Here is a 21,101-nt window from a genome sequence, read left to right as displayed (position 1 = left end):
GGATAGATCCGTCCCAGCATGGGCGCTTCCGGGTCCGTCGACGGGCCCGGCTCATCCGAGGACGACGAAGTTCGAGGGGGCACCATGCGCACGCACGCACGACGGTGGATGGCGACAGGCGGGGCGGCCGCGATCGCGGCGGGCCTCACGACCGGGGGGCTCGTGACGAGCGGCCTCACGACGGGCGACCAGGACGTCACGGGCGGTGATCGCGGGGGCTCGTCGCGCACGGCCAAGAACGTCGTGCTGATCGTCGGCGACGGGCTCAGCATCGCGGCGCGCGAGGCGATCCGGCTCAGCACCGTCGGCAAGGACGGCGAGACCGCGATGGACTCGCTGCGCTACGCGGGCTGGACCCACACCGACTCGCTCGACCCCGAGGAGGCCGTCACCGACTCGGCCGCCGCGGCCACCGCGTTCGCGACCGGCGTCCGCAGCTACAACGGCGCGGTCAGCGTCGACGTCGACGGCAACCCCGTCCGCACGCTGCTCGAGCACGCGAAGTCCCTGCGGAAGTCGACCGGCGTCGTCACGACCGCGCAGGTCACCGACGCGACGCCCGCCGCGTTCGGCGCGCACGTGCCCGACCGCGGCGACCAGACCGAGATCGCCGGGCAGCTGATCGAGGAGTCGCGGCCCGACGTGATCCTCGGCGGCGGCGAGGACTGGTGGTACCCCGCGGGCGACGAGGGCGCGTACCCCGACGACCCCGCAGACCCGCGGCCCGAGGTCAGCCGCAGCGACCAGGGCAACCTCGTCGAGCGCGCGCAGGCGTCCGGGTACGCGTACGTGACGACGGCCGACGAGCTCGCCGCGACGCGCGCCCCGCGCATCCTCGGGCTGTTCGCCAACGAGGAGATGTTCGAGCAGGCACCCGAGGGACAGGGCGACGAGTACGCGCCCGTCGTGCCGCTCGTCGACATGACCCGCAAGGCGCTCGACGTGCTCTCGCGCGACCGGCAGGGCTTCTTCCTCATGGTCGAGGAGGAGGGCGTCGACGAGATGTCGCACGCGAACAACGCCGCCCTGACGCTCGAGGCCGGCCAGGCGCTCGACGACACCGTCGCGGTCGTGCACGCGTTCGCGAAGCGGCACCCGGGCACGCTCGTCGTGGTCGTCGGCGACCACGAGACCGGCGGGTTGGCCATCGAGAACGTCGACGCGGACGACGAGAGCGGGGACCCCGCGAGCACGTCGCCCGAGGTGCTGCAGAGCCTCGAGGACGGGCCGTTCCCCGTCGCCGGGACGGACCTGCAGTTCACGATCGACTGGACGACCAGCGGGCACACGGGCGGCGCCACGCCGCTCACGGCGGAGGGTCCGAGCGCCGAGCGGCTCGCACGGTCGCAGCCGAACACCGACGTCTTCGTCGTCCTGCGCGACGCGATGGGCGGCCGGCGCTAGGACGAGCGCGCGGTCGCCGTCGCCGTCCGGCCGGCGCGGTCGCCGTCACCGTCCGGCCGGCGGTCGCGCGGAGCGGCCCGGCGACGGGGTCTAGGACCTTGGACCGCCGGGCGGCCCCCGGCCCGGACCTACGGTCCCCGCATGGCCGATCCCCGGGGCTTCCTCACCACGCGCGTGCGCGAGCTGCCGTCCGACCGGCCGGTGGCGGTGCGCATCCTCGACTGGGACGAGGTGCACCGCCACCCCGTCGGGGACGCGGCCCACCTGGAGTCGCTGCACCGGCAGGCGGGGCGGTGCATGGACTGCGGCGTGCCGTTCTGCCACCACGCGTGCCCGCTCGGCAACGTCATGCCCGAGTGGAACGACCTCACGTGGCGCGGCCAGTGGCAGGACGCGAGCGAGCGTCTGCACCTGACGAACAACTTCCCCGAGATCACGGGCCGGCTCTGCCCGGCGCCGTGCGAGTCGGCGTGCGTGCTCGGCATCCACGAGCCGCCCGTCACGATCCGCCACGTCGAGCTGTCGATCGCGGAGGAGGCGTTCGACCGCGGCCTCGTGGTGCCGCAGGTGCCGGGTCGGATGACCGAGTGCACGGTCGCCGTCGTGGGCTCCGGTCCCGCCGGTCTCGCGGCCGCGCAGCAGCTCACGCGCGCCGGCCACCACGTCACCGTCCTGGAGCGCGCGGCCGCGCCCGGAGGCCTGCTGCGGTTCGGCATCCCCGAGTACAAGCTGCCCGCGGCCGTCGTCGAGCGTCGGCTCGACGTGATGCGCGCCGAGGGCACCGTGTTCCGGTGCGGCGTCGACGTGGGCCGCGACGTCACGGGCGACGAGCTGCGCCGCCGGTTCGACGCGGTCCTGGTCGCGACCGGGTCGACCGTCCCGCGTGACCTGCCGGTCCCCGGTCGCGACCTGGCCGGCGTCATGCCCGCGATGGACTTCCTCGTGCCCGCCAACCACGCGGCCGTGGGCTCGCCGCTCGCCGGGGCGCCTGTCGCGACCGGTCTCGACGTGGTCGTCGTCGGCGGCGGCGACACCGGCGCGGACTGCGTCGGCACCGCCCTGCGCCAGGGCGCGCGCTCGGTCGTGCAGCTCGAGATCCTGGCCCAGCCGCCCGACGAGCGTCCCGCCGACAAGCCCTGGCCCACCCACCCGCGGGTGTTCACGGTCTCGACGTCGCACGAGGAGGGCGGCGAGCGCCGGTTCGCGGTGTCCACGCTGGGCCTCGACGGCGACGGCGACGGCCGGGTCGCCGGCGTGCGCGTCGTCGACGTCGAGCAGGTCGACGGCCGGTTCGTGCCCGTCGCCGGCAGCGAGCAGGTGCTGCCCGCGCAGCTCGTCGTCCTCGCGCTCGGGTTCGCGGGGCCGGAGACCGGCGCCCTCGCGGAACAGCTCGGTCTGACCACCGACGCGCGCGGCGCGTTCGTGCGCGCCGACGACTTCTCCACCGCGACGCCCGGCGTCTTCGTCGCGGGCGACTGCGGGCGCGGCCAGTCGCTCGTCGTGTGGGCGATCGCGGAGGGCCGAGCCGCGGCGGCGGCCGTCGACGCGCACCTCACGGGACGCACGACGCTGCCCGCCCCCGTCCGGGCGAGCAGCGTCGCGATGCGGGTCTGACGCGCGACGTGTGCGTCGGGACGGTCGCCGGTCGGTCGCCTCAGGCCGTCGCGAGCACCTCGCGCAGCCGCACCGCGAACGCCTCGGGCTGCCCGGCCCACCCGTGCTCGCCGCCGAGGAACCCGCCGTGGTGGCTCGGGAACAGCGTGAGGTCCTGACCGAGCAGGTCCGCGAGCGCCTCGGTCGCACGGAAGGTCAGCAGGCCGCGGCTCTCCTCACCCGCGGCGACGACGACCCGTGCCGGGCTCGCGGTGATCGCCGCGACGTCCGGGCGGAACGCCGTGACGGGGTCGGAGACGCCGGAGAGCAGCGGGTCGTCGCGCGACCCGTCGTCCTCGGTCGGCAGCCCGAACTGCGCCGGGTCCACGGGGTCCTGCGCGAAGCGGTCGGGGAACGGGCCCTGCCACGACGAGACGAGCATGAACGTCGCCATGCCCGCGCCCCAGCCGCGCTCGGCGTACACCTCGGCGACCCGCCGGCCGGCCGCGCGCGCGTTGTCGGCGTCGGGGAGGAGCTCGACGAGCGGCGGCTCGTGGGCCACGAACGTGCGGACGTCGTGCGGGTGCGCGGCGACGAGCGCGAGGCCCGTGATCGCGCCGCCGCTCGACCCGAACAGGTCGACCGGACCGGCGCCGAGCGCCTCCACCAGCGCGTGCACGTCCTCCGCCTGGACGGCGGGGTCGTTGACCGCGGAGCCGTCGTGGCGGGCGCTGCGGCCGAGCCCGCGCGGGTCGTACGTGACGACGGTCCGCTCGGCCATGAGCCGGGCGAGCGTCGTGAAGCCGCTCGCGTCCATGGGCTGCCCGATCAGCAGCAGCGGCGGCTCGCCGTCCGCGGTGGGCAGCGGGCCGTGCAGGTCGTAGGTGAGGGTCGCGCCCGGGACGTCGAGCGTGCGGGTGTCGGTCGTGGTCGTCATGGTGCGCTCCTGTCGCGGCGTCGTCGTCGCCCGTCCCCGGCTGCGGACGGCTCGAGGTGGAGACCGCGCGCACGTCCGGAACTCATCGGGGCCATCGTGGACCCGCCCGCCAGCCCGCGCGCGGTCCGGACGCGGCCTGGTCGCGTGTCGGTGGTCCGTGGGAGCGTCGCAGGGTGTCGCCGCGGACCGTCCGCCGGCCACGTCGTCTGGAGGTCGCATGTCGAGCACCCTCGCTGACGCACTGTCGGCGCACGTCCAGGGTCCGGTGCTCGTCCCCGGTGCGCCGGGGTACGACGAGGAGGTCGCCGCCTTCAACCTCGCGGTGCCCATCCGTCCCGACGTCGTGGTGGGCGCGGCGGGCGTGGCCGACGTCGTCGCCGCGGTGCGGCTCGCGCGTGAGCACGGCGTGCCGCTGCGGGTGCAGGCCACCGGGCACGGCGCCGAGCGGCCGCTCACCTCGGGCGTGCTCGTCACGACGCGCCGGCTCGACGAGGTCGCCGTCGACCCGGCGTCGCGCACCGCGACGGTGGGCGCGGGGGTGCGGTGGGCCGCCGTCGTGGAGCGGACCGCGGAGCACGGGCTGGTCCCGGTCGTGGGCTCGTCGTCGAACGTCGGGGTCGTCGGCTTCCTGCTCGGCGGCGGGCTCGGCCCGCTCGCACGCAGCCACGGATTCGGCTCCGACCGGCTGGTCGGGGCGACGGTCGTCACGGGGACGGGCGAGGTGGTCGAGGCCGGCGACGGCGAGCACGCCGACCTGCTGTGGGCGCTGCGCGGCGGGAAGGCGGCGCCCGGTGTCGTCGTGGCCGTGCGCCTCGCGCTCGTCGAGGTCCCCGACCTGTACGCGGGGGCGCTCGTGTTCGACACCGAGCACGTCGAGGCCGTGCTGCGCGGCTGGCTCGCCTGGACGGCCACCGCCGACGACCTGACGACGACCAGCGCCGCGGTGGTCCGGATGCCGCCGATCGACGTGGTGCCCGAACCGCTGCGCGGACGCACGGTCCTCTCGCTGCGCTTCGCGCGCCCCGGGCCGGCCGACGACGGCGAGCGTGCCGCGGCCCCGCTGCGGGCGCTGGCCCCCGCGCTGCTCGACGGCCTCGCCCCGCTCGCGGCCCGCGACTCCGACCGCATCCATGGCGACCCGACCACGCCGGCGCCCGTCTGGACGGGTGGCGCCGGTCTCGCGCACGTCCGCGACGGGTTCGCCGACGCGTGGCTCGACGCGGTCGGCCCCCACGCGGACCAGCCGTTCGTCGCGGTCGAGCTGCGCCACGTCGCCGCCCCCGTGCCGGCGACGCGCACGGCGGGCGAGGACGCGGTCGCCGGCCGGGACGCCGCGTTCACGCTCGGGCTCGTGACGGTGGGCCCCGAGGCGGCCGGCGTCGGCCCGGGCGCGGCCGAGCGCGTGCTGTCCGCCGTCAGGCCGTGGCTCGCCGACGAGGCGAACCCCAACATGAGCGGCGGGCTCCCGGGCCGGTGGCGGCCCGACGTCGCGGCACGCCTGGACGCGGTCCGACGCCGGTACGACCCGGACGACGTGCTCGGGTCGCGCGTGCCCGAACCTGTCGACGCCGGCTGACGGGCCGCGCCGTCAGGGTGCGACGTGCCGTCGCGCCCCGTGCTGCCGCGGCTGCGCGGGGCGCTGCGGCGGTGCGAGCGGCGGCGGCACGGGCGTGCCGGGCTCGTCGGGGAGGTGCAGCGGCTCGATCGCGACCGGGTCCCACGTGCGGATCGTCTCCGTGACCCAGAAGACGACGAACAGCACGATCTCCCACCACTCGACGACGAGGACCGCCTCGTCGACCTCCGCGCGCTCGAGTGCCGGCCACAGCACCAGCCCGGCGACCATGAGCGCGGCCACCGTGAGGTAGATGGTGCGGTAGCGCCGGTCCGCGACGGCGTCGGTCGCGGGCCAGCCGTGGCTGAGGACCGCGAGCGCGAGGCCCACGATCAGCACGATCGCCGCCGCGCCGTGCAGCCACGCGAAGGTGGTGCCCGGCTGCACGAGGCGGACGACCAGCAGGCCGACGACCGCGGCCCCGAGGACCGTCATCAGCCAGAACACCCAGCCGCCGTCGCGCGCCGTCCGCGCGGCGTGCACGGTCGCCCGGGTCGTCCGCCACTCGACGAGGACCACCGCCGCCGACACGACCAGGAGGGACGTCAGCACGATCCGTGCGGGCAGCGCGGCCTGCGTGCGTGCCGCGCCGTCGAGCCGCTCGAGCTCGGCCGTGAGGCTGTTGGGCACGAACGCGACGATCAGCGCGAGGAACCCCGCCCAGTTGAGCGTGTAGTCCTCGACCGCCGGGAACCCCCGGTAGGCGACCAGGCAGACGGCGATGCCGGCGAGCATCGCGACGAACACGTCGCGCAGGTCGCCGTCGTAGTAGTCGCTGATCGACCGCTCGATGCGTCCACCGGTCACCCACACGAGGAACGACGCGACGAGCAGCAGGACGGGCAGCGCGACCAGGAGGATGCGCAGCAGGCGGTACGTCGCCCGGGCGACGGGGTCGGTGGTCGCGGTGCCGACGTGGGTGGGGCCCCCCACCCGCGTCCGCGGCGGGGTGACCGCCGCGGTGCCCGCGGCGTCCGTCGTTCCGGTTCCTGCGGGTTCGGGCATGACGCGAGCGTCCTGCGGACGCCGACCGCGGGCAACCGCAGGAGGTAGCGGTGGGTGACGAGCGCGGGCGCGGGCCGCCGGGGCCCGGGGCGCCGGTCCTGCGGCGGACGGGTGGCGTCGTGCTCCGGCGTCTCACGTGCAGCTCCGCGCGGTCGATGCGCAGGATGTGACCGCCGAGGGGTCCCGACCGCTCCCGCGCGACGTGCCGACGTCGCCGAGCGGTCGCGTGCCCCAGTGGGTCCTCGACGAGCGTGCGGCCCGCGCGCGGCAGGCCGGCTCGCGGGCCACGACGCTCGACGGTGCGGCGCCCGTGCTGCCCTCCCAGCCGGCCGCCCCGGCCGTCGAGTCGATCGCCCTCGCCGGGACCGCGCCCGACGGGGTGAGCGCACCGGCTCCCGGACGGGCGGTGCGACCCGAGGCGCGACGGACGCGTCGACGGGCAGGCAGCCCGGTCCCCAGCACGCTCGCGCTCGGGGTCGTCCTCGGGCTCGCGGTGACGACGTTCGGACCCGGCCTGGTCCACGACGCGCAGCGCGTGCTCGCGCCCGTGGTGCACGGCTCCCCGTGGCTCGACGCCGTCGTCGGCGGTCTGGTGCGTGCGCCGGTCGTCCCGCCTACGGGTCTCGAGGAGTCGGGCGAGCCGATCGGTCGGCCGCCGTCGCTCGCGCAGGTCGGCCGCTCGTACGCGTACCTCCAGACGCAGGCCGACGGGCGGACACCCGTCGCGTGGAGCCCGTGCCGTCCCGTCCACTACGTCGTCCGGCCCGACGGCGAGCCGCCCGGCGGTCGCGCGGTGATCGAGGAGGCGGTCGAACGCCTGAGCCGCGCGACCGGGCTCGTGTTCGTCGCGGACGGCGACACGGACGAGCAGCCGTCGGAGGATCGCGCGCCCTACCAGCCGGACCGCTACGGCGACCGGTGGGCGCCCGTCCTCGTCGCCTGGTCGGACGAGTCCGAGGACGCGCGGCTCGTGGGCGGTGTCGCGGGTGTCGCGGGGCCGGTCGCGCTCGAGGTCGCGGGCCGGCCGAGCGTCGCCGTGTCGGGCAGCGTGTCGCTCGACTCCACGCAGCTCGGCGCGATGCTCGAGGAGCCGGACGGGCACGCGATGGTGCGCGCGGTCGCGATGCACGAGCTCGCGCACGTCGTCGGGCTCGGGCACGTCGACGACCCGACCCAGCTCATGGCGCCCAGCACGGACCCGTCGGTCACGGACTTCCAGGCGGGTGACCTCACGGGCCTCGCGCTGCTGGGCAGCGGTCCCTGCGCGCCCTGGCTCTGACGCCTGCGGCAGGCCGTCGCGCGGCCGGGCGCGGTGCCGCGCCGCACGCACGAGCGCCGCGGGCCCTCCCCCCGGGAGCCCGCGGCGCTCGCCCTGTGCGTCAGGCGGAGCGTCGCTCCGCCGCGGTGCGCACCCCCACGGGAAGTCGCAGGTACTGCTTCTCGCTGCCGGCCACCGCGACGACGTGGGCCGAGCGCTCGGCCTCCTCGCCGCCGTCGACCGTCACCGCAGCCACGTACATGGGCGCGAGCACGCTCTGCGCCCGCCGCCGCCCGAGGCTCAGGTAGCCGAACGCGAACAGCTGCGGCTCGAGCCGGACGTCCTCCTCGCGGCCCTCCAGCAGACGGGACAGGCGCGCGGCGACCTCGGACGCGGCGTCCTCGGGACGACGCGAGACGGCCTTGTCGAGCGTCGCGCCGCTGCCGTCGCCGGAGAGCCGGCGCAGCGTGAGCGTGAGCGACGACAGCCGGCCGGAGCCGGTCACCTCCACGCTCCCCGACGCCCGCCCGAGGACGGGCAGGTCACGGACGGCGTGCCGGTACGCGCCGACGGCGCGCGTCAGCACGGGCTCGCTGACCTTCCCCTCGCGGTCGGCACCGGCCGCCTTGAGCTTCCAGAGCCGCTCGAACGTGAGCGTGTCCTCGCGGTCGACGAGCGATGCGAGCCCGAGACGGGCGACCTGGTCGTCCACCAGACCGCGGAGCTTCTCGTCCGGGAGCACCTCGTCGAACAGGTCGTCGAGCGGGTCGACCCCCGCGTGCAGCGTCAGCGCGCCGGAGGCGTGGAACGTCACGGCGCGCCCGCCGTCCTCGCCCCGGTACACGGAGCGGTCGGCCAGCCGCAGGCCGCCCTGCGACGCGTCGAGCGGGATCCCCGCCGCCTCGGCCAGGTCGGCGAACAGCTTCTCGTTGCGCCTCACGAACGCCTCCGGGCCGGGCGACGCCAGCTCGACGACCTCCGTCACGTCCGGCACCTCGCCCACGAGCCCCGTCAGGCGCTCGGTCAGGTCCTTCGTCGTGGTCATGTCCTTCTCCCTCTCAGCCCTCGGCCCAGCGCCACAGCAGGCAGCCCTGCTGGGACGGTGACAGGTCGGGGGACACCGAGCCGTGGCCCCACAGGTGGTCGCGGTTGTGCGGGCTCAGCGACCAGATGACGTTGCCGCCGTTCCACGTCTGCGACGTCGCCGGTCCCACGACGACGGGGTGGTTGTCGACCCACCAGTCGGAGACGCCGTCGATCCACGCCGACGACACGGTGTCGCCGTCGGTGAGGTTGTTCGCGACGTCCTCGCCGCACTCGTCGGTGGTGATGCCGTCCCACATCTCCTCCCACGCCCCGCAGTACAGGTGCAGGCGGTTGAAGATGTTCCACAGCCCCGTGAGGGTGCCGAGCGGCGCGGTGTCACAGGAGTAGGCCATGACCCACTCCGCGTTCCAGTCCTCGCCGAGCTCCCACGTGCCCGAGAACGTGCGCCACTGGTCGCGCGGCACGTCGTACAGCAGCCGGGCCTGGCCGTCCGCCGTGTGGTTGCCGTGCGTCTCGATCCAGAACAGGTCGACGTCGTCGACCCACGTGCGGTCGTCACCGCCGCCGCTCGTGTCCTGGATGTCGTTCTCCCACACGTCCTGCTCGGACCAGTACCAGGCCCGCGTGTGGCCCGCGCTGCGGAGCTCGTCGTCGAACCCGTTGCTGCGGTTGAAGGTGTAGGTGAGGTCCGCGGCGGTGGAGACGCCGTTCGCCCGTGCGTTGCCGAAGTGCCGGATGGCCTCCACCCCGAACGTCGCTGCCATGAGATGCCCCCTGTCGTCGAGCGTGCGTTCGGGTGGCAGGAGCGGTCGCAGCGCGGGGCGATACGGGTGCCGCCGGGTGATCCGGTCGGTAGGCGCTTGCCTGTGACGTCCGCCTCATCGGCAGCTCCCTGGCGGGTACAGGGAACAGTCGTGGCCGGCGGTCGGTTGCGCACTGTGGCCGCAGACGAGCGGTCGTCGCCCCCTCACCTGGAGCTGCCGCGCGTGAGCCTGCACCTGACCGAGCGCCGTGCCGTCGACCTGCGTCGGGTCGCCAGCGCGCTCTGTCGGCGGCCGCACCGCACCGCGGGTCGCTGACCCGCCCCTCGGACCTCGCACGGTCCCTGAAACGGGTTCGGCGCCGCACGCGCGGTCCTGACCCCGGCCGGCCACGTCCCGCCGGTCCCCGCCACGTCGCCCGCCGACCTGGCTCCGTCCCCCCGACGCGTCCCTCACGGACCTCCCTCGCGGCGCGCCTGCGCCCCGGAAAGGCCTCATCCCCGTGTCTGACACCACCACGCAGCGCAAGCGCCGGCTGCGGTTCCCCTCCTTCACCGTCCAGGTCCTGCTCGGCCTCGGGTTCGGCGTGCTCCTCGGCTGGATCGCGCTGCAGATGGGCGAGACGCCCTCCGGCGAGCCCAACTGGCTGACCACGACGCTCGACACGATCGGGTCGTCGTTCGTCACGCTCCTCAAGGCGATCGTCCCGCCGCTCGTGTTCCTCGCGATCGTCACCTCGATCGCGAACCTCGAGCGCGTCACCAACGCCGCGCGCCTCGCCTGGCAGACGCTCCTGTGGTTCGCGATCACCGCCGCGATCTCCGTGGGCGTCGGCATCGGCCTCGGCCTGCTGCTGCAGCCCGGCGCGCGCTCGACCCTCAGCCCCGAGGACGGGTTCGAGGCCGGCGCGAGCGGCTCCTGGCTCGACTTCCTCAAGGGCCTCATCCCCGGCAACTGGCTCGGGATCGGCGCCGGCACGCAGGTCACGACCGGTGCCGACGGCGCCGTCGAGGCCAGCACCTCGGTGTCGTTCAACGTCCTGCAGATCGTCGTCGTCGCGCTCGTCGTCGGCATCGCCGCGCTGCGCACCGGCAAGGCCGCGCAGCCGTTCCTCGCGTTCAACCGGTCCGCGCTCGCCGTCGTGCAGAAGGTGCTGTGGTGGGTCATCCGCCTCGCGCCGCTCGGCACGCTCGGCCTCATCGGCAAGGCCGTCGCGACCTACGGGTGGGACCTGCTCGCACCGCTCGGCACCTACGCGGCCGCGATCTACGTCGGGCTCGCCGTCGTCCTGCTGGTCGTCTACCCGGTGATCCTGCGGACCAACGGCCTCGGCATCGGCGCCTTCTTCCGCGGTGCGTGGCCGGCGATCCAGCTCGCGTTCGTGTCGCGGTCGTCCGTCGGCACGCTGCCCGTGACGCAGCGCGTCGTCGAGCGCAACCTCGGCGTGCCGCGCTCCTACGCCTCGTTCGCGGTGCCGCTCGCCGCCACGACCAAGATGGACGGCTGCGCCTCGATCTACCCGGCGATCTCCGCGATCTTCGTCGCGCAGATCTTCGGCGTGGACCTGTCGGTGACGGACTACGTCCTCATCGCGTTCGTGTCCGTCGTCGGGTCCGCCGCGACCGCCGGCCTCACCGGTGCCGTCGTCATGCTGACCCTCACGCTGTCGACGCTCGGCCTGCCGCTCGCCGGTGTCGGCCTGCTCCTCGCGATCGACCCGATCCTCGACATGGGCCGCACCGCGGTCAACGTCGCGGGTCAGGCGCTCGTGCCGACCGTCGTCGCCAAGCGCGAGGGCATCCTCGACGTCGAGCGGTACACGTCCGCGTCGACGGCGAACCTGCTCGCCGACGACGTCGACGAGGCCACCGAGGCCGACGACGCGGTCCGCGACGCGACCGTCGTGCCGACCCCGCGGGAGCCCGTCACGGCGTCCTGACGTCGGTCCACCACGCGCCCGGCCGCCCCTCCGTCAGCGAGGGGCGACCGGGCGTCGTCGTGCACACGGCCACCGGGGCGGGCGCGCAGCTGTGCGGCGCGTGCAACACGCGCGACACACGGCCGCGCGACGATGTGGCCGCACCGACGACCCGCGCCACCGCGGAGCGACCCGCCCGTCGGTGGACCGTCGCGAGGAGCGTGCCTGTGCCCACCACCGTCCTGAGAATCGACGCCGACGACCCGCTGCGGCCCGACGTGCTCGCGCTGCTCGAGGAGCACCTCGCCGACATGTACGCGACGTCGCCCGCCGAGTCCGTCCACGCGCTCGACCCCGCCGCCCTGACCGACCCGGCGATCACCTTCTGGACGGCGCGCGACGGAGGCGGGGCTCTGCTCGGCACCGTCGCGCTCAAGGCCCTCGGTGGCGGATCGGCGGAGCTCAAGTCCATGCGGACCGCGCCCGCGGCTCGCGGGCAGGGCGTCGGCGCTGCGCTGCTGGACCACGCGCTCGCGCAGGCGACGCTCCGTGGCTACCGCAGCGTCCTGCTCGAGACGGGCACCCAGGACTACTTCGCGGCGGCCCGTCGCCTCTACGCCCGCGCGGACTTCGTCGAGTGCCCGCCCTTCGCCGACTACGTGCTCGACCCGCACAGCGTCTTCCTGCGCCGGGACCTCGGCCTCGCGTAGGGGCACCGGGGACCGGCTAGAGCGCGTGCCGCAGGCCGCTCGCGCGCCGGACCGGGCGCTCGACCGCGGCACGCACCGCGGCCTCCGACCCGATGACGTGCACCGAGTCCCGAGCGCGCGTCACGGCCGTGTACAGCAGCTCGCGCGTGAGCAGGGGTGACGTCGCGGGCGGCAGGAGCACCGTGACGCGCGTGAACTGGCTGCCCTGCCCGCGGTGCACGGTCATCGCGTGCACCGTCTGCACGGCAGGCAGCCGGTGCGGTCTCACGAGGTGCGGCCGCTCGGCGTCGCCGAACGCCACCACGACCGCGTCGTCGGCTCCGTCGACGCCGGGCTCGCGGACGACCACGCCGGTGTCGCCGTTCGACAGGCCGCTCGTCGCGTCGTTCTCCGTCACGAGCAGCGGCCGCCCCGGCGTCCACGGGCCGTCGTCGGGGCGCCCGCCGGTCACACCGTCGACCCAGGCCTCCGCCTGCGCCGCCCAGTGCGCGACGCCCGCCGGCCCCTCGCGGTGCGCGAGCAGCAGGCGGTGCTGACCGAGCGCGCGCAACGCCCCGGTGGCGTCCCCGTCACGTGCGGCCGCGACGAGCGCCCGACCTGCGTCCTCGAGGTCGCGTCGCAGCCCGGCGAGCTCGTGCGGGGACGCGACGTCGCCCGCCGTCTCCGTGAGGTGCACGTGCACGCCGCCGGCGCGCAGCAGCGCGAGCGTGCGGTCCGCGTCACCTTCCCGGATCGCGGCAGCGAGGCCGCCGAGCTCGTGCCCGAACCGGTGCGTGCGGGTGAGCCGCACGACCGCCCGGCCGTGCAGCGCCTCCACGAGGTCGCCGAGGACCGCGCCCGCCTCGACGCTCGCGAGCTGGTCGGGGTCGCCGACGAGCACCAGCCGGGCCTCGGGTCGCAGGGCCTCGACGAGCCGCGCCATGAGGGGCAGCGACACCATCGACGACTCGTCGACCACCACGACGTCGTAGGGGAGGCGTCGCGTCCGGTCGTGCCGGAACCGGGTCGAGGAGCCGGGCCGCCGGCCGAGCAGGCGGTGCAGCGTCGACGCGCCGAGCGTGCCCACGCGATCCCGGTCGGCGTCGGCCAGGCCTGCCACCTCGGCGTTCACCGACTCCTGCAGGCGCGAGGCCGCCTTGCCCGTGGGTGCCGCGAGCGCGACCCGCAGGTCCGGACCGGCCACGGCCTGGAGCGCGGCGACGAGGCGGGCGACCGTCGTCGTCTTCCCCGTCCCCGGGCCGCCGGTGAGGACCGTGAGCAGCGAGCCGGACGCGACGCGGACGGCCTCACGCTGCTGCGCGTCGGCGTCGTCGGGGAACAGTCGCCGCACCACGTCCTCGAGGTGCGACCGGTCGACCGGCAGCGTCGTGCGGACGCGGGCCTCGACCGCGCGGCGGACGGTGAGCTCGTCGCGCCAGTACCGGTCCAGGTACACGCGGTCGTCGACGAGGCGGACCGGCCGGTCGTCCGGGCCCGTCGCGCCGTCCGCGACGAGCGGGCTGCGTCGGACCGCCGCACGCCATCCGTCGGGACCGTCGAGCGTCGGCCACGGGAGGTCTGCCGCGCCGTCCGGGTCGCGGTCGCCCAGGTCCGTCGCGACCGCCGCGGGCGCCGAGGCCAGGTCGACGCACACCGAGCCGGACCGCACCGACGCGACCGCCAGCGCGACCGCGAGGTGCACCCGCTCGTCTTCCTCACCGCCGATCGCACCGAGCCGACGAGCGACGTGCACGTCCGCCGACACGAGGGCGCCCGCCGCGACGAACCGCGCGAGCAGACCGTCGACGCGCCACGGCACGCGGGGGTCCGGGTCGCCGTCCCACACCGGGGCGCTCACGGCAGCACGCGTCTCCGACCCGCTCGCGCTCACCGCAGCACTCGCGCCCGACCCGCTCGCGCTCACGGCAGCACTCGTCCCCGACCCGCCTGCACCCCTCACAGCGCTCGTCTCCGGCTCGCTCGCGCTCACGACGCCACCTCCCCGGGGCCGTGGGCCAGGAGGTCGGAGAGGGCGACGACGAGCGGCGGCGGAGGGCGCCACGACATGACTCCGGTCGGGACGCCGTCGACGACCGGGGTGCTCGCCCCGACCATGCCGCGGACGAACAGGTACAGGCCACCGCCGAGGTGCCGGTCGGGGGAGTAGCCGGGCAGGCGCCACCGCAGGTAGCGGTGCAGTGCGACCGAGTACAGCAGCAGCTGCAGCGGGTAGTGCGAGTCGGTCATCGCGCGGACCAGCGCGTCCGGCCGGTAGTGCCAGGTGGTCAACGGCTCGTCGTGCGGCGCGAGGCGGTTCGTCTTGTAGTCGACGACCAGGTACCGGTGCCCGTCCCCGTCCGGCACGCGCAGGACGGCGTCGATGCTGCCCGTGAGGTAGCCGCGCAGCCGCGTCCCGGCGAGGTCGCCGTCGAGCCGGTCGGCGTACCCGGAGAACGGGTCGTCGGACGGCAGGTGCCGGCGCAGGAGGTCCGCGACGTCATGGAGCGAGCCGGCGGCGCGCACGTCCCCTCGACCGTCACGCCCGTCCGCTCGGGCCTCGCGCCCGTGGGCCGTGGCGTGACTCGCCGCCTCACGGCCGGACTGCGCGCCGGCGGCTGCGCGGGGCTCGGCGATCTCGTCGCCGCCGGCGAGGGGGAGCTCGAACTCGAGCTCGGCGAGCCGGTCCGCCGGGGCCACGTCGGCCAGGGTGCGGCCGCCGGCGAGCGGCCCGAGCGGTGTGTGCAGCGCCGGGAGGAGCGCGTCGGCGAGCACCTCCGGGGCGACACCGAGCGGGGTGGCGAGCCCGGTCGCGCGGCAGGCCTGGACGACCTCCGCGCGCAGGTCGGCCGCGTGCGTGTCGACGTGCTCGAGGACGGCGTGCGTCAGGGTGCCGAACGCCGTCCCGCCGGGAAGGTCCGCCATGGTCGACGGCACGCCGCGCAGCGCAGCGTCGACGTCGATCGTGCCGGCGGCGCCGAGCGTCCCGGCGGCGTCGCGGGCGGCGGCGGTCGGGTCGCCGTCGGGCTCGTCCTGGATCCCGGGGTTCTCGGGCTCGTCGCCGACACCCGCGTGGTGAGCGTGCGCGGTCAGCCCGGAGTAGGACGTGCGCCGCCAGCCGAGGTCGACCTCGCGACCCAGCACCGCGACGCCGAGGTCGGCGGCGGGCGGAAGGGAGGGACGCCATCGCACCGTGTCCGGGGCGCGGTCGACGACCTCGTGCACGAGCGTCCCGCCCGAGGAGTCCGCGAGCGCCGCGAACCGTGCGCTCGCAGCGGCGTCGTTCGGCACGGTGACCCGTGCGGCGGGCGTGCCGTGGTCGTCGCGCGGCGCGAGCAGCAGACGGCTGAGCGCCGATGTCGAGGAGTTGGCGCTCGGCGCCCACCACAGGACCACCTGCGAGTGGGCGCGCGTGAGCGCGACGTACGCGAGCCGCAGGTCCTCGCCGCACTCGTCGGCCTCGTGCCGCGCGAGGGCGTCGGCGTAGCCGGGGCTGCCCGGGCCGCCGACGTGGAGCACGCGCTCGTCGTCCTGGTGGAACCGCAGGATCTCCGGCGAGCGTGGCGACCACCGGTTCCACGCGAACGGCACGAGCACGACGGGGAACTGCAGGCCCTTGCTCGCGTGCACGGTGATGACCTGCACGGCCGCGGAGTCGGTCTCGAGCCGGCGGCTGCGCTCCTCGGCGTAGTCGACGGCGGCCTCGTCGATGCGTGCCCGCAGCCACTCGGTGAGGGCCGACGCGCCGAGCCCGCCGTCGAGCGCGGCCTCGTGCAGGGCCTCGGCGACGTGCCGCAGGTCCGTCAGCCGCCGCTCGCCGTCGGGTCCGCGCAGCAGCCGCTCGCGCAGCCCCGCCGCGGCGGTGGCCTCCAGGAGGGCGGCGACACCGTGCTCGTCGAGCACGTGCGCCCACCCGCGCACGAGGTCGGCGAGCGCGTCGAGGTCGTCGTCGCTCGCGAGCGCGAGTCGCGTGGCGTCCCAGCCGACGAACGGCGTGAGCGCCGCGGCCGCGACGGTGCGGCTGTCCGCCAGCCGGGTCAGCGCGGTCAGGAGGGTGAGCCAGTCGGTCGCCGATGCGCTGCCGAAGACGCTGGCCAGCCCGGAGATGACCGCGGGGACGCCCGCACCGACGATCGCGCCGTGGACCGCGAGCGCCTCGGCGTTGGTGCGCACGAGCACCGCGACGTCGGCGGGCCGGACGGGTCGCGTCGTCCCTCCCGGGGCGTCGGTGAGCCGCGTCTGCTCGAGCGTGCGCACGACCTGGGCGGCGACGTCGCGGTAGACGAGCTCGCGCACCTTGCCGACCGCCGGCTGCTTGCCGGGAGTGGCGCCCACCGCGTCGCGCGTGACCTGCCGCAGCACGACGGGCGGTCCGCCGTCGAGCCGGCGTCCGGTGCGGGCGGCCGTCACGGGGTGCACGACGATGCGCGGGTCGCCGAGCGCGGCACCGCGCAGGATCGGTGCGAGTCCGTCGATGACCGGCCCGTCGGTCCGCCAGTTGCGCCCCAGCGTCTGGGCGTCGCCGGTCTGCGCCGCACGCAGGTAGGTCGCGACGTCGGCCCCGCGGAAGGCGTAGATCGCCTGCTTCGGGTCACCGATGAGGACCAGCGTGCGGCTGCCGTGGAACGCGAGCCGCAGGATGTCCCACTGCACCGGGTCGGTGTCCTGGAACTCGTCGACCATGACCACGCGGTAGCGGCCCCGCACCCGCTCGACGGCGGCCGGGCCGGTCACCGGGTGCGCGAGCGCGTCGCGCAGCAGCACGAGCAGGTCGTCGTAGTCGACGACGCGGCGGGCGCGCTTGCGGCGACCGAGCTCGTCGCGGACGGCACGTGCGAGGCCGTACCGGTGCTGGGCGGCGGAGCCGGCGGCGGCGTCGTCCGGCTGGAGCGTCGCCGCGTGGTCGCTGACCGCGGCCCGGGCCACGGTCCGCGCCGTCGCGACGTCGAGCACGGCGCTCTCGGCGCCCGCGTACTTGCGCAGGTAGAGGTCGTCGACGACCTCCGCCTCGAGGTCGGCGACGTCGGGCAGCAGCGTCGCGTCGTGGTCGACGTCGCCGACGGTGCCGAGCACCGCCAGCATCTGCTGGCAGAAGCCGTGCGTGGTCGTGATGGTCGCGGCGTCGACCTCCGACAGGGCGCGCGCGAGCCGGGACCTCCGCAGCGCGAGCTCGGCGGAGCCGGTCGTCGCGAGGTGCCGCACGACCTCGTCGCCCGACGCGGCCGCCGCGGGGTCGCGCAGCGCGCGCTCGACCTCGACGAGCCGCCCGCGCACGCGGTCGCGGAGCTCGGCGGTCGCGGCACGGCCGAACGTGACGAGCATGAGCTCCGGCAGCCGGGCGACGCCCTCCGCCACGTACCGCGCGGCGAGCGACGCGATCGTCGTCGTCTTGCCGGTCCCCGCGCTCGCCTCGAGCACGACCGTCCCGGTCGGCAGCGGGCCGCAGACGTCGAACAGGCGGCTCATGCGACCACCATCGAGATCGTCTCGTGCGTGAGCATCGGGTCCCAGAGCGTCCGTGACAGCGCGCCGAACCGGGTCGGGTCGTCGGGCCACCGCGTGGCGTCGGCCGTCGACGGCACGCCTGCGATGGCGTCGAGCGTGAAACCCTCGCCCCAGACGAGCGCGTGAGACGTCTCGGCGACCTCGAAGCCGCCGCGTCCGTTGCGGCTGTCGTCCAGCGTGCCGAGCTCCTTGCGCGCGGCGGCGAGCGCGTCCTCGGCCGTCTGGTCGGACCACCGGGCGTGCCCGTACGCGGCGCTGGTCGCGAGCGGCAGCGGCAGGGGTTCGCGCAGCGCGGCGTCGGCCAGGTCGGCGAGGTCGGCGAGGATCGACGCCGCCTCCGCGCGACCGGGCGACCGGAGCTCCGACACCCGCGCCCCGCCACCGGGCCCGCGCCCGACGGTCACCGCCGTCAGGGTGGCCGCGTCGGACCTGTCGTCCGCTGCCGCCGCGAGGAGCAGCACCCAGGCGCGCAGCCGGTGCTTCGGGGCGAGCCGGGAGTAGACGGCGGTCACCAGCGCGTCGTCGTGGAACGGGCCGACGGTCCCCGCGAGCGAGCGACCGCCGGGCAGGGAGAGGCGCACGTCCCGCGTGCGGGCCTCGCCGACGCGCCAGGTGCCGACGGCGTCGAGCAGCGGCCGCACGGACTCTGCGACGCCGGCGAGCGTCGTCCCGCCCAGCGTCCCGGGCGGCACGTGCCCGCGACGTCGTTCGGCCGCGACCGCGTCGTCGAGCGTCGCCCCGTCGAGGGTGGCCTCGAGCAGCCGACGCCCGACGTCCCAGCGCTCGAGCGGGTCGAGCTCGAGCGGCAGCCGGTCGTCGAGCTGCTCGGCCTCCCGCGGGGGCACCGCGCGCAGCCGGCGGCGCACGAACGCGCGGACGGGGTGGGTGAGGATCTCGGCCAGGTCGCCGACGTCGTCGACGGGCTCGGCGGGCGGCAGCGGCTCGGGCACGAACGCGCCGCGAGCGACACGCTCGCCGCGGCCGGCACGTGCGGCGGCGAGATCGAGCGCGTCGAAGCTGAAGGGCGCCGGACGACCGAGCGCGCCCGCGACGAAGTTGCGCTCGTCCACCGTCTGCAGCGGGTGGTGCACGACGAGGTGCGCACGCGCGTCCCGGCCGTCGCCGAGGTCGACGGCGGCGTCGAGGGCGTCGAGCAGCTCGCCGACGGGCACGGCGGGTGGCCGCGGTGCCCCCGTGCGCTCGTCGGCCCCCGAGTGCAGCACGACGAGGTGCTCGGTCGCGCTCGTGACCGCGTCGAGGAACAGGCGCCGGTCCTCGGTGCGCCTGTCGCGCTCGCCGACGAGCGGGTCGCGCGCGAGCAGGTCGTCGCCGTCGCGGCCGCTGCCGCGGGGGAACACGCCGTCGTCGATGCCGAGCAGCACGACGACGCGGTGGGGGACCGCACGCATCGGCTCGAGCGAGCACACGGTCAGCGCGCCGGTGCGGAAGCCGGCACGCGTGGGCCGGCCGCGCAGGTGCGGCTCGAGCAGCGCGACCAGGTCCGGGAGCCGCAGGTCGCGCACGTCGCGGTCGGCCGTGAGCCGGACCTCGCCGAGCACGCGAGCGGCCTCCACCTGCTGCCAGCGGTCCTGCGGTGCCACGTCCGTGAGCAGCCGCAGCGCACGCTCGACCGTGTCGATCCAGGCGCCGGCGGCCCGCGTGCCGTCGAGCTCGTGCAGCACGCCGGTGAGCCGGTCGAGCAGCTCCGCGACACGGCCGACCAGGTCGACGTCGGTGCTGTCGACGTCGTCCACGGGCAGCACCGCGCCGACGTAGCGCTGGTCCTCCTCGGCCATCGCGACGCCGAGGAGCAGGCGGTCGAGCGCGCCCGCCCACGTGCCCTGCGCCACCGTGCCGAGTCGGTAGCGCTCGCGCCGCGTCACGTCCTCGCCCCAGCGCACGCCCGCCTGCAGCGCCCAGGACCGCAGCCGGTCGAGCGCGACGTCGTCGAGCGCGAACCTGCGCCGCACGGGTTCGAGGCCCGCGAGGTCGACCACGGCGGAGGCCGTCACGCGCGAGCCCGCGAGCTCCAGCAGGGTCGCGACGAACGTGAGCAGCGGGTTGGCGCGCGCGGGGGCACGGTCGGCGACGCGGACGCGCAGACCGCGGCCCGGGTGCTCCCCGCCGGAGACCGCCGGTCCGGTGTCGCCGAACGTGGCCGACACGAGCGGGGCGAACGCCTCGACGTCCGGGCACATCACGACGACGTCCCGCGGCTCGAGCGTCGGGTCGTCGGCGAGCAGCCCGAGCACGGCCTCGCGGAGCACCTCGACCTGCCGGTGACGGCCGTGGCACGCGTGCACCTGCACGGTCCGGTCGTCGGGGTCGACCTGCTCGCGCGGTCCCGCAGCCGCGTCGGCGCGGATCCTGGCCTGGAGCGCGCCCAGCACGGTCGCGGGCGGTGCGGGGGCGCCGTGCAACGACACGACGGGCGCGAGCGGCGCCAGCCGGACCTGGAGCTCGACCGCGTCGCCCGCCATCGACGCGAGCAGCGGGTGCGACGCGACGACGGGCAGCGCGCGCCGGTGCGGGTCGGTCGGCGCGACGTCCGCGACCTCGCGCCACAGCGTGAGCGACGGGTGCGGCAGCCACAGGTGCACGTCCCGGTGCCGTGCGAGCGCGGACAGGACCCGCACGTGCGCGTCGGGCAGACGCGTGGCTCCGAGCACCGAGAGCCGTCGGGGGAGGTCGACGATCTCCGGGTCGGCGGTCAGCGCCGCGAGCGCGTCGTCGAGACGCTGCGCGGGCGACGGCGCACCGACGCGCTCCCGCACGAGCCGCCAGAGGTGCGCCTGCCACGCGAGGTCGGCCGGCAGGGGTGCTCCGGTGCCGTCCTCGTCCCGGCCCTGCGCCCAGGCGCGCACGACGTCGGGCCGCTGCGCGTCGTACGAGGCGAGCAGCCCGGCGAGCCGCTGCGCGAGCCGCAGGCGCCGGCCCTGGCGGACGTCGTCGTGCGGGTCCCCGAGGTGGCCGACGGGCGTCACGAGCCGGGGGTCGTCGCGGGCGTCGTCGAGGACGCCGAGCACGTGCCACGCGACACGCTCGGGCGCCCAGGGGTCGTCGTCGGGCGACACCCCGAGCACGCGCGCGAGCACGTCGGACACCGCACGGGCGGGGGAGGAGAAGCGGACGTTCGCGCAGATGCCGTCACCGTCCGGTCCCGCGCCGAGCTGGTGCGACAGGCGCTGCGCGACCCACCGCTCCACGCCGCGCGTCGGGACCAGCACGACGTCGGGCGCGAACGGGTCGGGCGGCGCCTGCGCGAGCACCGACGCGAGCGCGTCGACGAGCACGTCGCTGCGCTCCGCGACGTGCACGCGCAGCGCGCCGGCCGTCCTGGTCCCCTCCACGGCCGTCACGCTAGCGGCCGCG

At 76.1% G+C, this 21,101-nt stretch carries 14 protein-coding genes; 7 read left to right on the top strand and 7 right to left on the bottom strand.

Translation table 11 applies throughout. From position 1 onward, the window contains the following. Nucleotides 1-84 precede the first annotated feature (84 nt). The gene (locus tag OMK64_RS01300; protein ID WP_272726152.1) at nucleotides 85-1,404 is read left to right on the top strand and encodes an alkaline phosphatase; all 1,320 of its coding nucleotides are present in this window, start codon (nucleotides 85-87) and stop codon (nucleotides 1,402-1,404) included. Between the two features lie 141 nt (nucleotides 1,405-1,545). Continuing rightward, nucleotides 1,546-3,018, top strand: coding sequence for a glutamate synthase subunit beta (gene gltD / locus OMK64_RS01295; protein ID WP_272726151.1), 1,473 nt, complete (start codon nucleotides 1,546-1,548; stop codon nucleotides 3,016-3,018). A 40-nt stretch (nucleotides 3,019-3,058) separates the two neighbouring features. Here gltD and OMK64_RS01290 read toward each other — a convergent pair whose 3' ends face one another. Beyond that, nucleotides 3,059-3,934, bottom strand: coding sequence for an alpha/beta fold hydrolase (locus OMK64_RS01290; RefSeq protein ID WP_272726150.1), 876 nt, complete (start codon nucleotides 3,932-3,934; stop codon nucleotides 3,059-3,061). A 217-nt stretch (nucleotides 3,935-4,151) separates the two neighbouring features. Here OMK64_RS01290 and OMK64_RS01285 point away from each other — a divergent pair, with 217 nt between their 5' ends. Next, a complete protein-coding gene (locus OMK64_RS01285; RefSeq protein ID WP_272726149.1) occupies nucleotides 4,152-5,510 on the top strand; it encodes an FAD-binding oxidoreductase in 1,359 nt (452 codons plus the stop codon). 12 nt (nucleotides 5,511-5,522) lie between these two features. Here the strand turns inward: OMK64_RS01285 and OMK64_RS01280 are convergent, their stop codons facing one another. Next, complete coding sequence (locus tag OMK64_RS01280) at nucleotides 5,523-6,554, bottom strand: hypothetical protein (protein ID WP_272726148.1); 1,032 nt, start codon at nucleotides 6,552-6,554, stop codon at nucleotides 5,523-5,525. Nucleotides 6,555-6,780: 226 nt separating this feature from the next. Between OMK64_RS01280 and OMK64_RS20810 the strand changes: the two genes are divergently transcribed. Continuing rightward, complete coding sequence (locus OMK64_RS20810) at nucleotides 6,781-7,833, top strand: matrixin family metalloprotease (protein ID WP_272726147.1); 1,053 nt, start codon at nucleotides 6,781-6,783, stop codon at nucleotides 7,831-7,833. Between the two features lie 100 nt (nucleotides 7,834-7,933). Here the strand turns inward: OMK64_RS20810 and OMK64_RS01270 are convergent, their stop codons facing one another. Next, nucleotides 7,934-8,857, bottom strand: coding sequence for a hypothetical protein (locus tag OMK64_RS01270; protein ID WP_272726146.1), 924 nt, complete (start codon nucleotides 8,855-8,857; stop codon nucleotides 7,934-7,936). 13 nt (nucleotides 8,858-8,870) lie between these two features. Continuing rightward, nucleotides 8,871-9,623, bottom strand: coding sequence for a DUF6345 domain-containing protein (locus tag OMK64_RS01265; protein WP_272726145.1), 753 nt, complete (start codon nucleotides 9,621-9,623; stop codon nucleotides 8,871-8,873). Nucleotides 9,624-9,626: 3 nt separating this feature from the next. Between OMK64_RS01265 and OMK64_RS21175 the strand changes: the two genes are divergently transcribed. The 3 genes from OMK64_RS21175 (at nucleotide 9,627) to OMK64_RS01255 (ending at nucleotide 12,248) form a co-directional block, all read left to right on the top strand. Continuing rightward, a complete protein-coding gene (locus OMK64_RS21175; RefSeq protein ID WP_374694051.1) occupies nucleotides 9,627-9,938 on the top strand; it encodes a putative leader peptide in 312 nt (103 codons plus the stop codon). A gap of 184 nt (nucleotides 9,939-10,122) precedes the next feature. After that, nucleotides 10,123-11,559, top strand: coding sequence for a dicarboxylate/amino acid:cation symporter (locus OMK64_RS01260; protein ID WP_272726144.1), 1,437 nt, complete (start codon nucleotides 10,123-10,125; stop codon nucleotides 11,557-11,559). A 200-nt stretch (nucleotides 11,560-11,759) separates the two neighbouring features. Beyond that, a complete protein-coding gene (locus OMK64_RS01255; RefSeq protein ID WP_272726143.1) occupies nucleotides 11,760-12,248 on the top strand; it encodes a GNAT family N-acetyltransferase in 489 nt (162 codons plus the stop codon). 16 nt (nucleotides 12,249-12,264) lie between these two features. Here the strand turns inward: OMK64_RS01255 and recD are convergent, their stop codons facing one another. From recD to recC, 3 genes are all read right to left on the bottom strand, one after another. Continuing rightward, nucleotides 12,265-14,085, bottom strand: coding sequence for an exodeoxyribonuclease V subunit alpha (recD, locus tag OMK64_RS01250; RefSeq protein ID WP_272726142.1), 1,821 nt, complete (start codon nucleotides 14,083-14,085; stop codon nucleotides 12,265-12,267). A 128-nt stretch (nucleotides 14,086-14,213) separates the two neighbouring features. Further along, complete coding sequence (locus tag OMK64_RS01245; protein ID WP_272726141.1) at nucleotides 14,214-17,690, bottom strand: UvrD-helicase domain-containing protein; 3,477 nt, start codon at nucleotides 17,688-17,690, stop codon at nucleotides 14,214-14,216. Continuing rightward, complete coding sequence (recC, locus tag OMK64_RS01240) at nucleotides 17,687-21,079, bottom strand: exodeoxyribonuclease V subunit gamma (RefSeq protein WP_272726140.1); 3,393 nt, start codon at nucleotides 21,077-21,079, stop codon at nucleotides 17,687-17,689. Before recC ends, OMK64_RS01245 begins: the two co-directional genes overlap by 4 nt. Nucleotides 21,080-21,101: the final 22 nt, after the last annotated feature.

It is taken from the genome of Cellulomonas fimi, assembly GCF_028527925.1.
In the GTDB taxonomy this organism is placed as follows: Bacteria; Actinomycetota; Actinomycetes; order Actinomycetales; family Cellulomonadaceae; genus Cellulomonas; species Cellulomonas fimi_C.
This window is presented reverse-complemented; position numbering and strand designations above follow the sequence as displayed.

Coding starts and splice junctions, on each gene's coding strand:
- OMK64_RS01300 (WP_272726152.1), top strand. CDS start 85: ATGCGCACGCACGCACGACGGTGGATGGCGACAGGCGGGGCGGCCGCG.
- gltD (WP_272726151.1), top strand. CDS start 1,546: ATGGCCGATCCCCGGGGCTTCCTCACCACGCGCGTGCGCGAGCTGCCG.
- OMK64_RS01290 (WP_272726150.1), bottom strand. CDS start 3,934: ATGACGACCACGACCGACACCCGCACGCTCGACGTCCCGGGCGCGACC.
- OMK64_RS01285 (WP_272726149.1), top strand. CDS start 4,152: ATGTCGAGCACCCTCGCTGACGCACTGTCGGCGCACGTCCAGGGTCCG.
- OMK64_RS01280 (WP_272726148.1), bottom strand. CDS start 6,554: ATGCCCGAACCCGCAGGAACCGGAACGACGGACGCCGCGGGCACCGCG.
- OMK64_RS01270 (WP_272726146.1), bottom strand. CDS start 8,857: ATGACCACGACGAAGGACCTGACCGAGCGCCTGACGGGGCTCGTGGGC.
- OMK64_RS01265 (WP_272726145.1), bottom strand. CDS start 9,623: ATGGCAGCGACGTTCGGGGTGGAGGCCATCCGGCACTTCGGCAACGCA.
- OMK64_RS21175 (WP_374694051.1), top strand. CDS start 9,627: ATGCCCCCTGTCGTCGAGCGTGCGTTCGGGTGGCAGGAGCGGTCGCAG.
- OMK64_RS01245 (WP_272726141.1), bottom strand. CDS start 17,690: ATGAGCCGCCTGTTCGACGTCTGCGGCCCGCTGCCGACCGGGACGGTC.